The 14,483-nt window shown below is 41.0% G+C and carries 13 protein-coding genes; all 13 read left to right on the plus strand.

Annotated features, from left to right (window positions below):
- Positions 1–332 precede the first annotated feature (332 nt).
- Positions 333–1,151 (plus strand): hydroxyethylthiazole kinase, encoded by an 819-nt coding sequence (gene thiM / locus RDQ32_RS03525; RefSeq protein WP_007156933.1) that lies wholly within the window; start codon positions 333–335, stop codon positions 1,149–1,151.
- On the plus strand, positions 1,138–1,800 hold the full coding sequence (thiE, locus tag RDQ32_RS03530; RefSeq protein WP_308579136.1) for a thiamine phosphate synthase: 663 nt from the start codon (positions 1,138–1,140) through the stop codon (positions 1,798–1,800). The genes thiM and thiE overlap by 14 nt, the downstream gene beginning before the upstream one ends.
- Positions 1,801–1,927: 127 nt before the next feature.
- Complete coding sequence (gene thiD / locus RDQ32_RS03535) at positions 1,928–2,716, plus strand: bifunctional hydroxymethylpyrimidine kinase/phosphomethylpyrimidine kinase (RefSeq protein WP_308579137.1); 789 nt, start codon at positions 1,928–1,930, stop codon at positions 2,714–2,716.
- 158 nt (positions 2,717–2,874) lie between these two features.
- Positions 2,875–3,582: a class I SAM-dependent methyltransferase gene (locus RDQ32_RS03540; protein ID WP_308579138.1), complete on the plus strand. Its 708-nt coding sequence runs from the start codon at positions 2,875–2,877 to the stop codon at positions 3,580–3,582.
- A gap of 38 nt (positions 3,583–3,620) precedes the next feature.
- Complete coding sequence (locus tag RDQ32_RS03545) at positions 3,621–4,307, plus strand: hypothetical protein (protein ID WP_308579140.1); 687 nt, start codon at positions 3,621–3,623, stop codon at positions 4,305–4,307.
- A 29-nt stretch (positions 4,308–4,336) separates the two neighbouring features.
- Positions 4,337–4,990, plus strand: coding sequence for an HAD family phosphatase (locus RDQ32_RS03550; RefSeq protein WP_308579141.1), 654 nt, complete (start codon positions 4,337–4,339; stop codon positions 4,988–4,990).
- Between the two features lie 390 nt (positions 4,991–5,380).
- Positions 5,381–6,505 (plus strand): extracellular solute-binding protein, encoded by a 1,125-nt coding sequence (locus tag RDQ32_RS03555; protein WP_308579142.1) that lies wholly within the window; start codon positions 5,381–5,383, stop codon positions 6,503–6,505.
- A 77-nt stretch (positions 6,506–6,582) separates the two neighbouring features.
- The gene (locus RDQ32_RS03560; RefSeq protein ID WP_308579143.1) at positions 6,583–7,686 is read left to right on the plus strand and encodes an ABC transporter ATP-binding protein; all 1,104 of its coding nucleotides are present in this window, start codon (positions 6,583–6,585) and stop codon (positions 7,684–7,686) included.
- Between the two features lie 16 nt (positions 7,687–7,702).
- On the plus strand, positions 7,703–9,352 hold the full coding sequence (locus tag RDQ32_RS03565; RefSeq protein WP_308579144.1) for an iron ABC transporter permease: 1,650 nt from the start codon (positions 7,703–7,705) through the stop codon (positions 9,350–9,352).
- Positions 9,353–9,527: 175 nt separating this feature from the next.
- Positions 9,528–10,847 carry an ATP-binding protein gene (locus RDQ32_RS03570; RefSeq protein ID WP_308579145.1) on the plus strand — a complete coding sequence of 440 codons (1,320 nt, stop codon included), beginning with the start codon at positions 9,528–9,530 and terminating at the stop codon, positions 10,845–10,847.
- 407 nt (positions 10,848–11,254) lie between these two features.
- Positions 11,255–12,262 (plus strand): LacI family DNA-binding transcriptional regulator, encoded by a 1,008-nt coding sequence (locus tag RDQ32_RS03575; protein WP_308579146.1) that lies wholly within the window; start codon positions 11,255–11,257, stop codon positions 12,260–12,262.
- Between the two features lie 38 nt (positions 12,263–12,300).
- A complete protein-coding gene (locus tag RDQ32_RS03580) occupies positions 12,301–13,137 on the plus strand; it encodes a carbohydrate ABC transporter permease (protein ID WP_308579148.1) in 837 nt (278 codons plus the stop codon).
- A 13-nt stretch (positions 13,138–13,150) separates the two neighbouring features.
- A complete protein-coding gene (locus RDQ32_RS03585) occupies positions 13,151–14,461 on the plus strand; it encodes an extracellular solute-binding protein (protein WP_308579150.1) in 1,311 nt (436 codons plus the stop codon).
- Positions 14,462–14,483 lie beyond the last annotated feature (22 nt).

The raw sequence follows: 14,483 nt of genomic DNA on the forward strand, positions 1-14,483 counted from the left end.
GATTGAACAATCCTGACCCATAACCTGATTTGGATAATGCCAACGTAGGGAAATAGTCCGCTAAGGGACAGGTACTTATGATTCTTCATTCTGCATCTCATGAGACCATGAATTCTACGCTATCCTTTTTGGGGATGGCGTTTTTTATTCTTAACAAGTGTCGCTCGCGTAGTGTGCGGTATCTCGTTCCACTTTATTCTGCTTATATTTCTCTCCTAAAGTGTGTGAGACCTCATATGTCAGGAAATAGGAGGTCTTGCCTATCAGGAAATATAAGGTCTCGTCCATTAAGAAGCCGGCAAAGAAGTTTACAGAAAGAAAGGAGCTAAAAAGTGAAGGAATGTTTGGAAAATGTCAGAAGGAAAGCCCCATTGGTGCATAATATTACAAATTATGTAACGGTAAATGATGTGGCAAATGTAATCCTGGCCATAGGTGCCAGTCCGATTATGGCGGATGATAGGGAAGAGGTGGAAGAGATTACTTCCTTATGCGAGGGGCTAAACATCAATATCGGAACCCTGAACCAAAGAACTATAGAGGCCATGCATTTGGCAGGAAAGAAAGCCAATGCTCTTCAACATAAAATTCTCTTGGATCCTGTGGGAGCCGGAGCTTCCGCTCTTAGGACGAAAACAGCCCTTTCCTTAATGAAGGAAGTGCATTTTGATGTGATTCGGGGAAATGTCTCCGAAGTGAAAGCTTTGGCATTGGGAAGCCAATCCACAAAGGGCGTGGATGCGGATGCTGTGGATGTGGTGAGAGAGGAAAATCTTCAAAAGATGCTATTCTTTGCGAAAAAATATGCACAAAGTTTTGGTACTATCCTTGCCATTACAGGGGCAATCGATCTGGTGACGGATGGGGAAAAGGCTTATGTTATTCGGAATGGTTGCCAAGAAATGAGTAGGATTACCGGTACAGGTTGCCAGCTCTCCGGATTGATTAGCGCATTTCTAGCGGCAAATCCGGAGAATGCCTTGGAAGCAGTTGCAGCAGCCACCTGCGCTATGGGGCTTGCCGGAGAAATCGGGAAAGGCCGCTTACTGGAAGGGGAAGGAAATGCCACTTATCGGAATCGCATTATAGACGCCATCAGCCTGATGACAGGGGAGGAGCTGGAAAAAGGAGCAAAGTATGAAATTCGATAAAGACTCCCTCTTGCTGTATGCGGTGACGGACCGACATTGGCTTAAGGGAAGAAGCTTAAAAGAAGATGTGGAGTCTGCCCTTAAGGGTGGCGCAAGCTTTGTCCAATTACGGGAAAAGGAAGACATGGCTCTAGACCATGATGCCTATCTTCAGGAAGCCTTGGAAATAGGAAAGCTTTGCAGAAGCTATGGAGTTCCCTTTGTTTTGGATGATGAGGTGGAATTGGCTATAGAAGCGGATGCGGACGGTGTTCATGTGGGTCAGAAGGACATGGAAGCGGGAAGGGTTCGGGAAAAGCTGGGAGAAGAGAAAATCCTGGGGGTATCGGTACAGACCGTGGAGGAAGCCATTCTTGCCAAGGAAAGAGGGGCAGACTATCTGGGAGTGGGGGCAGTGTTCCCCACAGGATCCAAAAAAGATGCGGTGGATGTGAGTTTGGAAACTCTAAAAGCGATTTGTGAGGCGGTGGACCTTCCGGTGGTGGCTATCGGCGGCATCAGCAGAGAGAATGTGATGGAATTAAAGGGGAGCGGGATTGCAGGAATAGCCGTGATTTCTGCGATTTTTGCAAAGCCGGATATAGAGAAGGCTACAGCGGATTTACGGAAGCAGTGCCTGAAAATGCTATTTCCGGAAAAGGAAGGATAGGAGATTAAAGCTTCCCGTTGGCAGGAAGAAAGTTAGAGCATCAAATAATCAGGAAATAGCCAGAGCATCAAATAATCAGAAAAAAGCCGGAGCAGAAAAGTGCTCTTAAAAGAAAGAAGGTAGGCAAATGAGAACAGCATTAAGTATTGCGGGAAGTGATTCCAGTGGTGGTGCCGGTATACAGGCAGATATCAAAACTATGACCATGAACGGCGTTTACGCCATGACCGCCATTACTGCCTTAACGGCACAGAACACCTGCGGTGTGAGAGGAATTGTAGAAATAAGTCCGGATTTTCTGGGGCAGCAGTTGGATGCTGTCTTTGAAGACATTTTTCCGGATGCGGTAAAGATTGGAATGGTCTCCTCAACGGCACTGATTGAGGTAATCGCGGAAAAACTGAAATTCTATGGGGCAAAGAATATTGTTGTGGATCCGGTGATGGTGGCAACCAGCGGTGCGCGTCTTATAGAGGATGAGGCTCTTGATGCCTTAAAAAGAAAGCTTCTTCCTTTGGCAACGGTTATTACTCCAAATATTCCGGAGGCGGAAATCCTGACGGATACCGGGATTAAAGATGCAGATGCGATGGTGCAGGCCGCTTGCAGCCTTTCAGAAAAATACGGATGTTCTGCGCTGGTAAAGGGAGGGCACAGCATTAATGATGCCAATGATGTGTTGTTTAAGGCAGGGGAAAAAAAAGAAATCTGGTTTGAAGGGAAGAGAATCCAAAATCCCAATACCCATGGTACCGGTTGCACCCTGTCCAGCGCCATTGCTTCCAATCTTGCCAAGGGAATGGAATTGGAAGAGGCTATAGAGAAGGCTAAGGCCTATCTTTCCGCTGCGTTGGCGGCTATGCTGAATTTAGGGAAGGGTTCAGGTCCCTTGGCCCATAATTTCAAAATTTTATAGAGGAGCTTGGGGATTTCACTATGGAGTGGGTATCCGGCTTTCGCTGATATTTTCAGAAAGAAATTTTCAGAAAGGTATTTTTAAAACAGTATTTTTAGAACAATATTTTCAGAATGATATTTCAAGTGAAATGTAAAAATGAAAAGGAGAGTATAGAAATGGAAAAGGCAAGAAAACAAAAATTTGACGGATTTGCCAATCTTTATGACGAGTGGTTTATGAAGAACGAAAAACTATTTACCAGTGAATTAAGACTTTTTGAAAAGGCTCTAGGGGACATTCAGGGGAAGAAGCTACTGTCCGTGGGATGCGGAAGCGGACTTTTTGAGAGTTACATAGACAGTTCCAATATTGAAGGTGTTGAACCGTCAGAAGATATGGGGAAGATTGCGGAGAAGCGGGGAGTGAAGATTCTTCAGTATGGCCTGATTGAGGACGTGGAACTAAAGGAGGAAAGCTATGATATAATTTATTTTAACGGAAGCTCCAGTTATATAGAGAATTTAAGTCCTGCTTACGGAAAATGCCTGAAAGCTTTAAAGAAGGGGGGAAAATTAATTCTTTTGGATGTTCCCAAGGAGAGCGCCTTTGGCTTTATGTATCTTCTGGCAAAGAGTGTAAATAGCTATGAGCATGAATACTTGAAGGGTACCATGCCGGAGCTACCCTATCCTCTTGGCCTGGTCTCCGCGGGAGTATGGCATACCACGGAAGAGAAAATTAATGTTTTGAAAAGCCTGGGTATTCAAAACTTTTCCTTCTACCAGACCCTTTTGAAAAATCCTATGTATACCAATGATGAGCCGGAGGAAGTAGTCGAGGGCTATCAAAGCGGTGGATATGTAGCCATTATTGCGGAAAAATAAAGCTGAAATAGGATGAAATAGAGAGAAGAAGGTGAAGTATGGTGAAACTATCGGAACTTCTCTATAAGAAGACAGAAAGTCTCTGGCTTTCCTCTATGGAAGAGCCTTTTTTGATAGAAATGGCGGAAGGAACTCTGGATCAGAGTCTCTTCGGTAACTATATGCTACAGGACTATTTCTATCTTCTGGAGTATATTAAAATTCTTAAAGAATTACGATCTCTTTCGAAAAATCCTGCAATGCAGCGTTTTATGGAGGAGATTATTTCTGTTACGGAGAAGGAGTGCTTTCTGGTGCATGTTCCGGAAATGAAGAGGCTGGGCATAGGGGATGAGGCGATAAAAAAGACTAAAGCTTGCCGGGCAGTCTGTGACTATACTTCTTATATCCATAAACAAGTTAAGGAGGAGGGATTTTTGGCCGGTCTTACGGCATTGCTTCAGTGCTCCTGGAGCTATGCGTATATAGGGCGAAAAATGACGAAAAAGTATGGAGGCACAATACAAACATCTCCGTATAAAGCATGGTTTGACGCCTATTCAGCAAAAGAGTATGTAGAGGCCAATCAACTGTGGATAGACAGCTTGAATAGAGAATGGGAAGCGGTAAGATCTGAGAATGAAAGTCAAGATGTGGAAAATACAGAGAAGCTTTGTAATATTTTTCAGAGATGTGCAGAATATGAATTACTATTATGGAAGAGCCTATATCAATTAAGCCCATAAGGAAAATGTGTAAGAGGAGGTGGTGGATTTTGATTAAGGGAGTAATATTTGATATAGACGGAACCCTTCTGGATTCTATGCCTCTATGGAATAATTTAGGAGAGCGTTATCTTCAGAAATTGGGCTTTACTGAAGAGGAGACAGAGGGGCTTAGCCAGAGGATTTCCACTATGCCCTTTGCAGAGGGAATTCATTATATAAAGAAGGAATATTCTCTGGCTATTTCGGAAGAAAGAATTCGAGAACAGCTTCAGGAGATGATAGCAAAGGCTTATTGTGATGAGGTAGTCTTGAAAGCAGGAGTCGAAGAATATTTACAATTTCTGAAGGAGCGTGGAATTCCCTGCATCCTTGCAACAGCAGGAGATGCTTCTTTGGCTACCGTTGCCCTAAAACGGCTTAAAGTATGGGAGGAGTTCCAGGGACTTTTGCTTTGCGAAGAATTTAATACCTCCAAGCGGGAGGCAAAGATCTATTTTTTGGCGATGGAGCGACTTTCCTTGTCCAAACCGGAGGATGTATTGGTTTTTGAAGATGTGCTCCATGCTATCAAAAGTGCTAAGCAGGCAGGCTTTCAGGTTTGCGGAATCCTGGATGAAGCGAACAGGGAAGATTGGGAGAAGATTCAGGAGGTGGCAGACTTTACGGCTAAGGATTTTTATGAACTTGTCTATTTTTCTTGACTGCGGTGGGTAATATAATACATCTTGAAAGAATATTACTTGGGAAGTAGAATTTACGTTAATAAAAGATTGACGTCAATTAGTACATTTGGTAACTTACTTGTAAAGTTTGGTGATTCTCCACCATTTTAAAGAGAGAGACGATAAGGTTTGGTGTTCAGCGACCATGATAGCTGATGATAAAGGAAGGGAGGCCTCATGGCCTCCCTCTTTTCATGAAGTAAAAGTGTTTCTATTGTGAAAAAGTTCTCTGAATCAGTTGGAATCAATAATTAGAACAATCGAATATTTCCTCAAAACATTCTCATTAAATCATTATTCTATAGCAAAATTGATGCTTTTATGGTAAAATTCCAGATACAATTAAACATTTTGTACAGGAGGATTATTATGAAGAAAAAATTATGTACCGTAGCAGTATCGCTTATGGTAGGTCTTTCTCTGATGGCATGCGGAGGGAATGCAAAGCAGGCTGAGTCGGCGAAGGGCTCTGAGGCAGGAACAACGGCGGCAGCGGAAGAAAAGGGAACTGATTCTGCTGAGAAGGCTGAGGATGTGAAGGGCTCCGGAGAAGTTGTAGTATATTCTCCCAACTCCGATAGTGAGATTGCAGCAGTAGTACCATTATTTGAGGAGAAGACCGGCATTAAGGTTATCATTCAGTCCATGGGAACCGGAGATGTTCTTGCTAGGCTGGAAGCAGAGAAGGATAACCCACAGGCAGACGTAAACTGGGGAGCCATCAATATGTCTTTCTGGATGGGACAACAGGATTTGTACGAGAAGTATGTTTCTCCCAATGATGCGAAGTTACCAAAGGAATATCAGAATCCTAACGGATATTTTGAGTATACAAAGCTTTCCGGTTCCGCAGCTCTTCTTTTAAACAAGGATGTTTTTAAAGAGCTGGGACTGGATGCGGAGAAGTTCAATTCCTATGAAGATTTACTGGAGCCGAAGTTAAAGGGACACATCGCTATGGGTGATCCTACCAACTCTTCCAGTGCCTGGGCAGAGCTCACCAATATGCTTTTGGTAAAAGGTAAAGAACCTTATGATGATGCCGCTTGGGATTGGGTAGCAAAATTTGTGGATCAGCTGGATGGCACCATTCTTTCCTCCTCTTCCCAGATTTACAAGGGAACAGCTGATGGGGAGTATGCAGTGGGGGTTTCTTACGAGGATCCCTGTGTAAGCTTGCTGGAAGACGGTGCAGAGAATTTAAGAGTTGTTTATCCTTCTGAAGGTGCTGTATGGTTACCTGCCGGTGTGGCTATCGTAAAGGGTGCTAAGAACGAAGAAAATGCCAAGAAGTTTATCGACTTCTTGATTTCCGAAGAAGGACAGGAAGCTCTGAAGGATACCACCATTCGTCCGGTTATGACCTCTGTGGAAAATACCTCCGAGTTTATGCCTCCATTCTCCAAGATTAAAGTAGCTTATGAAGACATTAAGCTGGTAGCGGAGAAGAAGGAAGAGTGGCAGAACCGTTGGCAGGAGCTGGTAAAAAAGTAAAGAGTTAGAATAGGGGCTGTAAAAAATAGTTTCAATATTCTATTTTTTACAGCTCTTTTTATAAAGGGGAAGATTTTATGAGCGTGAATATTCGAATTCAAAATGCGGTAAAGAAATACGGGGACAATGTAGTTATTCCGGATTTGTCCTTAGACATTAAAGAAGGAGAGTTTTTTACTCTCTTAGGCCCTTCAGGTTGCGGAAAAACCACTTTGCTTCGTATGATTGCAGGCTTTAACTCCATTGAGGGTGGGGATTTTTATTTTGGAGATAGAAGAATTAATGATTTAGACCCTTCCAAGAGAAATATTGGAATGGTTTTCCAAAACTATGCGATTTTCCCGAACATGACCGTAGAAAAAAATGTGGAGTTCGGTTTAAAGAATAGAAATGTGTCCAAGGAAGAAAGAGCGGTAGAAGTCAAGAAATTTCTGAAGCTGATGCAGATAGAAGACTTTGCGGAGCGTATGCCGGAGAAGCTTTCCGGAGGACAGCAGCAAAGAGTGGCATTGGCAAGAGCGCTGGTGATTAAGCCGGATGTGCTTTTGATGGACGAGCCTTTATCCAATCTGGATGCCAAGTTAAGAATCGAGATGCGTACCGCTATTAAGCAATTACAAAACAGTATCGGCATCACCACTGTTTATGTTACCCACGACCAGGAAGAGGCTATGGCTGTGTCCGATAGAATTGCGGTATTTAACCATGGTGTGATTCAGCAAATCGGAACGCCCAAGGCTTTATATCAAAGACCGGCCAACCTCTTTGTGGCGAACTTTATCGGTCACAGTAATGAGCTGGAAGGAAGCTTGACAAAGGAAAACGGTCAAATGGTGGTTTCCGTTTGTGATGATTATTCCTTTGTTTTAAACAATGTGAAGGAAGAGCATTGTCAAGATGGAGTGCTTCCTGTGAAGCTTGCGGTAAGACCGGAGGAGTGGATTATTCAGGAAGAAACAGAGGCGGGTATGGAAGGAACGATTATCGACAGCATTTTCTTAGGCTTAAATACCCACTATCTGATTCAGTTAAGTAACGGTAAAGAAGTGGAGGCGGTGAAAGAATCCGAAATTGACTCTATTTTGCCAAAGGGAAAGAATGTAAAGCTGCAGATTAAGAGCCATAAAGTCAATGTTTTCTTGGAAGGCGGCAGTGAAAATATTCTCCAGGGCGTGATGTAGAGAGAGGAGAAGACGGATGAAAACAAAGAAAAAATGGGAAGTCTGGACCTTCATCACGATGATCATATTGGTGGTTTACCTGATTTTTATGATCTACCCCCTGTCCACCCTCCTTCGAAATTCTATGATTTTAAAGGAAGGCGGCGTAGGCTTTGCCAATTTCCAAAGCTTTTTTGCAAAAAGCTATAACTTGCAAACCATTTACCATTCCTTTGCAGTGAGCTTTTGTGCCACCATTATTACTTTGATTGTAGGAATTCCCCTAGGCTATTTCCATAGCTTTTACAAGATTCGGGGACAAAAGATTTTACAGATTTTTATTATCCTCTGCGGTATGTCTGCCCCTTTTATCGGTGCTTATTCCTGGATTCTTCTTATGGGAAGAAACGGTTTGGTTACCCAGCTCTTTAAAAACCTCTTCGGGATTAAGCTTCCCACCATTTACGGTTTCCGAGGCATTATGATTGTAGAGTGCATGCAGTTATATCCCCTGGTTTTCCTGTATTTCTCTGCGGCTTTAAAGAACATTGACAATACACTTTTGGAAGCTTCGGAAAATATGGGCTGTTCCGGATGGAAACGCTTCCTTACTTTGGTAATTCCTCTCTGCGCGCCCTCCATTATTGCCGCAACCCTAATGGTATTTATGCGTGCCTTTGCAGATTTTGGAACCCCTCTATTTATCGGTGAAGGATATAAGACCTTCCCGGTGGAAATCTATAACTCTTTTATGAGTGAGACGGGATCGGATAAGCATTATGCATCGGCGGTGGCTGTGATTGCCATTGTGATTACCACTATCATTTTCCTGATTCAAAGGTTCATTAACAGCCGTTTTTCTTTTTCCATGAATGCCTTGCATCCTATTGAGAAGAAGCCGGCAAAGGGAATCAAAGGAGTACTGATTCATCTGTATTGTTATCTTGTGGTGATTATCGCCTACGCACCTCAGGTTTATGTGATGTATACCTCCTTCCTGAAAACCAAGGGAAAGAGATTTCTGAAGGAATTTTCCGTACAGAGCTATATTGATGCTTGGAAGTTCTTGGACAATGCCATTCCCAATACCTTTATTATTGCCGGAACATCTTTGATTTTGATTATTATCCTAAGTATTATGGTAGCCTATCTGGTGGTAAGAAGAAATAATTTTGCCAACAAGTTGATTGATACCTTGTCCATGATTCCTTATGTTATTCCCGGATCGGTTGTGGGTATTTCTCTTGTACTTGCCTTTAGCAGAAAGCCAATTGTGCTGGTGGGAACCTTTGCCATTATGATTGTGGCCTTGGTGATTCGAAGGAATTCCTATACCATACGTTCTTCCATTGCTATTTTACAGCAAATCCCCCTGTCCATAGAGGAGGCAGCGATTTCTCTGGGAAGCAGCAAGATGAAGGCTTTCTTTGCGGTAACCATGCCCATGATGATTAACGGTATTCTTTCCGGAGCCCTGCTTTCCTGGATCAGTATTATTACGGAGCTGTCTTCCGGTATCATCCTGTATAACTATAGGACTACAACGCTGACGATTCAGATTTATACCTATGTTTCCAGAGGTTCTTACGGAATTGCGGCAGCAATGGCGACTATTTTGAGCCTGATGACCAGCATTTCTTTGATTGGACTGATGCTGTACTCAAAGAATAAAAATGTGATGTTCTAAAGGGAAAAGGAAAAGTCCCTTGAAAAAATAGAGACTTTATTAGAAAAGTCCCTTGAAAAAGTTGAGGAAATAGAAAAAAGTCCCTTGAAAAAGTTGAGAAAACTGTAAAAAGTCCCTTGAAAAAGTTGCTTTTTACTTCTATCATTAGCATAAACCAGTCCTATAGGAGGGGAGTATGCTAAAAAGGAAGATTGAAAAGCAACTTTTAAGTTGGAAAAATAGTAAGGAGAGAAATCCCCTCATTCTGAAGGGGTGTAGGCAGTGCGGGAAGACCTGGTCTGTGAATGCCTTTGCCAAAGAGCATTATAATAATGTGATTTACCTGAATTTCTTTGAAAATCCCAATTACAAGGAGATTTTTTCCGGTGCTTTAGAGGTTGATCATCTCACGATGATGATGAGCGTTTTTCTGGGACCGGATATTTCTTTTGAAGCGAATGAAACGATTATCATTCTGGACGAGATTCAAGAATGCCCGGAAGCTAGGACTGCTTTAAAATTCTTCAAGCTGGATGGTCGTTATGATGTATTGTGTACCGGTTCTTTGCTGGGCGTAAAGGGATATGGAGAAAAACCGGCTTCCATACCGGTGGGATATGAAAGTATCTTGGAAATGTATCCCTTGGACTTTGAAGAGTTTTTGTGGGCAAATGGGATCAGTGAAGAGATAATCACCATGCTTCAAGGCTATTTGCAAAGGGAAGAAAAAATTCCGGAAGCTTTACACCAAAGACTGCGAGAGCTATTACTTCAATATATTGTTGTGGGAGGCATGCCTAATGTTGTCCAAAACTTTGTGGATTCCAAGCAAATGAATTTGATTTTACAAATGCAAAGGGACATCCTTCATTCCTACCAGGACGATATGTTGAAATATGCTGAAAAGGCGGATAAGGGAAGAATTCGAGACTGTTTTAGTTCCATCCCCAAACAGCTCAGCAAGGAAAATAAAAAATTTCAGTATTCTCTTGTGAAAAAGGGAAGCACTGCCTCTCAGTATCTTGGCAGTCTGCAATGGATAGAGGATGCAGGGATAATCAGCCGTTGTTATAACTTGACGACTCCGGAATTGCCCTTGTCCGGAAATGCTATAACGGATATTTTCAAAGTATATATGAATGATACAGGCCTGTTTGTAGCTATGCTGGATGACGGTACCCAATTCGATATTTTGCAGGGAAATCTTTATAGCTATAAAGGCGCGATTTTTGAAAACCTAATTGCCGGAATATTTCAGAAAATGGGAAGAAAGCTTTACTATTTTCATAAAGATACCGGTTTAGAAGTGGATTTTGTGATTCGTTATCAAGGGAAAGCCACCTTGGTAGAGGTGAAAGCCTCCAACGGAAACACGAAAAGCACAAAGACCATCCTGAAAAATAAAGATAAATATCATGTGGAACAGGCGATTAAAATCGGAGATTACAATCTGGGACGAGAAGGGGAGATATTAACGGTGCCGCACTATATGGCGTTTTTGCTGAGGGGAGTGTAAGGAAAGAAATAAAGGATTTATACTTCGTGCAATATTAATATATCTTGAAAGAGTCTAAGTGACGAAATTTAACCTACGTAATTATAGGATTGATAGCAATTAGTATATTTGGTAACTTGTTTAATAAAGGTTAGTGATTCTCAATTGACAAGTGGGAGACGATAAAGTCTGGTGATCAGTAACTATGATAGTTGCTAATAGAGAAGGGGAGATCGTGAGGTCTCCCTTTTTCATTCGTAGCCTAAGTTGATTGTAACAAAATGCAAAGAAAAATAATGAAATAGCTGAAATCATTATGAAACATATGAAACGATATTGACTATACTTAAACACTATATACAATAAAATCTATAAATTACAATTATTATTTACATATAATACACTAGAAAGTGGAGATAAGTTATTGCATGGTAAATGATAGTCCAAAAGAAATTTCAGCAACAATTAGAGACGTTGCCAAAGCTGCAGGTGTTTCTCCGGCTACTGTTTCAAGATACTATTCAGGAAGTAGTGTAGTAGGAACAGAGCTGAGTAATCAAATTGAAAATGCGGCAGAAAAGCTTGGCTATATTCATAAATATAGAAAAAGAAAGGATAGAGGAGTTATTGCTCTGTTGCTCTCGGATTTAGAGCTATCATTTTATGGAGATGTAGTAAAAGAAATTTTAGAACAGCTATCAAGGTACAGGTTTCGTTTGATTATCATTCCTTATTCCAATGAAGAAAGTGACTATAAGCATTTTATTACGGAAATGAATATCGAAGGTGTTATTTATTTAGATGAAAATATTAACCCGGATATTTTAAAATATATTCATTCAAAAAACATAAAAACCATTATGTGTGGCGGTGTTTCCCAAAATGATAAGGTGGAATCGGTACATGTTAATGATTTGCTTGCGGCCTATGAAGGGATGAAATATCTTATCAAGTTAAAACATGAAAAGATACTGGTTCTTTCTGACTTTGAAAATAAAATGGGCTCTACTTTTCAAAGACTAATGGGATGTAGGAAAGCCTTAGAAGAGTATTCTCTTCAAGGTCAAGAGGAACTTATTGCTTACGGAAAAATGACCTATGAAATGGGGTATCGTTTGACTGAAAAAATGCTTAAAGCAAAAAAAGATTTTACCGCAGTGTTTGCATTTAGTGATGAGATGGCAATGGGTGCAATTAAAGCATTAATTGCAAACGACTTAGAGGTTCCAAGGGATACTTCGGTTTTGGGCTTTGATGATATAGCTTTTGCAGAAAAATATAATCCGCCATTGACTACGATTCACCAACCTATTAAAGCCTTTGTTACACAGTGTTTGGATTTTTTTATGAATGAAACAGAGCATAAAACTTTAGATATTATGTTCCCCTTTAGAATAATAGAGAGGAGCACATGTGCGGAAAATAAAAGGGTATAGATATAAAAGAAATGAATCCAAGAGAAAGGAGAAAATAAATGCCGAACTACCAACGAATACTTCTTTTTAGAACAATAAAGATTATTTTATTAGCTGTTTTCACTCTAATATCGATTGCTCCTTTGGCATGGATTTTACTTTCTTCCTTTAAAACAAATCGAGAAATCATGCTTTCTGCATTTTCGCTTCCTTCGAGCTTTGATTTTAAAGGATACAAAGTTGCGCTGGAGGTGTCTCCAATACTTCGGTTTTATGGAAACAGCCTAATCATTGCTACTGCAAGTACAATATTAAATCTTTTGTTTGTATCCATGACTGCATATGTATTTGCAAGGTTCGAATTTAAAGGAAGAGCCCTTATGGCGTTAATGATTTCTTCTTCCCTATTGATTCCAAGCTCTGCACTCCTTATGCCGATTTATAGGATCATGGTGAGTATTCATCTGTTTGATACGATTATCGGATTGATTTTGGTTCATACTGCCTTGGGATTACCAACGTCCTTCTTTGTTATTCGAAGTTACTTTCAAAGTATTCCCAAGGAATTGGAAGAGGCGGCATATATTGATGGCTGTGGATATATGAAAACATTTTTTGTAATCGTACTTCCGTTGGCTAAGTCGGGACTGTCTACCGTTGCTGTTCTACAGTTTTTAATGTCATGGAATGAATTTATGTTTGCCCTGGTTTTGACAAAGTCAGAAAAAGTAAGAACATTACCCTTAGCGCTAAATTATTTTACTACGCAGTTTTCGTTTAACTACACGGCTCTTTTTGCAGCCCTTACGATGGTGATTCTTCCCAGCATTATTATTTACATCATCTTACAAGAACAAGTGACGCAAAGTATGGTCACCGGAGCAATAAAAGGTTAAGGAAGGAGAAATTATGAAAAAAGTAGTTAGGAAGTCATTGTCTATGCTATTAGCAGGAGTGGTATGTTTTGGGGGGCTGACAGCTTGCTCTCCTTCTTCAAAAGAAGCATCCGGCACCGAAGCTAAGGGGCAAGAGGCAAGCAAAGAAGGCCAAGTAGAAATCACCTTTGCCACATCCTGGGTTGGAGTGAGTTCGTCTAAGGAATGGTTTCATAATAGACTGGACGCTTTCAATAAGGAATATGGCAGTGAAATCAAAGTGAATGTTGAGGAAATTGCCGGAGATCAGGCTTATGTAGATAAGATGAAAGTCTTATATAGTTCGGATGCGTTGCCGGATGTGATTGCGGCAGGAGGCTATAATTTAATTGATACGATGCAGGATAAATTTGTGGATTTAACACCTTACATCGATGAAGAGTGGAAAAATTCCATTGATGAAAAATGCTGGGAAGTCAATTCCCGTGATGGAAAGATTTACGGTGCTCCCATTTCCAAACAGGTTATAGGCTATTTTTATAATAAAGATTTGTTTAAAAAGGCCGGTATAGAAAAGCCTGCAAGTACTTGGGAAGAGTTTTTCCAAAATTGCGATAAATTAAAGGCTGCCGGAATTACTCCTTTATCTATGGATACGGCAGATTCCGGATGGGTAACTTCTCTTATGCTTGGTGCCATAGTTGGACAGACAGAGGAAGGGGAAAAGTTCATGAATACCAGCCTTCCCAAGGATTATAATCAAGAATATTTTGTAAATGCGGTTTCCGATATTCAAAAGATGTTTAACGAGTATACTTCTACAGATGCCATTGGCGGTGCTTATGAAAACGCAGCCGGAAATTTCTTTACGGAGCAAACTGCTATCATAGCGAATGGACCTTGGATGGTGGGGGATTTTTATGACACGGATAAGGTGGAAGAGGGCTTTGCAGACAAGATTGGCGTAGCTGCTTTTCCCGGAGATCTTATGTATGATGCCGGAAAGATTGGCTTTAATGTAGCAGCTAAGACGGAAGAAAAAAGAAAGGCAGCAGCTACTTTTGTAAAATTTATGACCAATGAAGACAGTCAAAAAGCTAATGTGGAAATTACCGGTGAGATTCCTTGTTTAAAGAAGGAAGTGGCTACTAATGTGTATCCATTAGTTCAGGAAACAATTCATTTAGCGAATACAGCAAAGAGACATATCAATGACTTTCAGTCTTTATGGTTTGCCAATGTAGTGGATGAAGTGAGTGTAGAATATCCGTTGTTGGCTCAAAACCAGATTACGGCTGAAGAATTTGCAAAAAAATTATCGGAAGCGGCTCAGAAGAATCAGTAAAATGATAAGTTAATTGATGATG

This window comes from uncultured Oribacterium sp. (assembly GCF_902481605.1).
Classification (GTDB): Bacteria; Bacillota; Clostridia; order Lachnospirales; family Lachnospiraceae; genus Oribacterium; species Oribacterium sinus.

What these genes read in the sequence shown, in the direction of transcription:
- RDQ32_RS03565 (WP_308579144.1), top strand. Translation starts at nt 7,703, where the DNA reads ATGAAAACAAAGAAAAAATGGGAAGTCTGGACCTTCATCACGATGATC.
- RDQ32_RS03540 (WP_308579138.1), top strand. Translation starts at nt 2,875, where the DNA reads ATGGAAAAGGCAAGAAAACAAAAATTTGACGGATTTGCCAATCTTTAT.
- RDQ32_RS03575 (WP_308579146.1), top strand. Translation starts at nt 11,255, where the DNA reads ATGGTAAATGATAGTCCAAAAGAAATTTCAGCAACAATTAGAGACGTT.
- RDQ32_RS03570 (WP_308579145.1), top strand. Translation starts at nt 9,528, where the DNA reads ATGCTAAAAAGGAAGATTGAAAAGCAACTTTTAAGTTGGAAAAATAGT.
- thiD (WP_308579137.1), top strand. Translation starts at nt 1,928, where the DNA reads ATGAGAACAGCATTAAGTATTGCGGGAAGTGATTCCAGTGGTGGTGCC.
- thiE (WP_308579136.1), top strand. Translation starts at nt 1,138, where the DNA reads ATGAAATTCGATAAAGACTCCCTCTTGCTGTATGCGGTGACGGACCGA.
- RDQ32_RS03585 (WP_308579150.1), top strand. Translation starts at nt 13,151, where the DNA reads ATGAAAAAAGTAGTTAGGAAGTCATTGTCTATGCTATTAGCAGGAGTG.
- RDQ32_RS03545 (WP_308579140.1), top strand. Translation starts at nt 3,621, where the DNA reads ATGGTGAAACTATCGGAACTTCTCTATAAGAAGACAGAAAGTCTCTGG.
- RDQ32_RS03580 (WP_308579148.1), top strand. Translation starts at nt 12,301, where the DNA reads ATGCCGAACTACCAACGAATACTTCTTTTTAGAACAATAAAGATTATT.
- RDQ32_RS03560 (WP_308579143.1), top strand. Translation starts at nt 6,583, where the DNA reads ATGAGCGTGAATATTCGAATTCAAAATGCGGTAAAGAAATACGGGGAC.
- RDQ32_RS03555 (WP_308579142.1), top strand. Translation starts at nt 5,381, where the DNA reads ATGAAGAAAAAATTATGTACCGTAGCAGTATCGCTTATGGTAGGTCTT.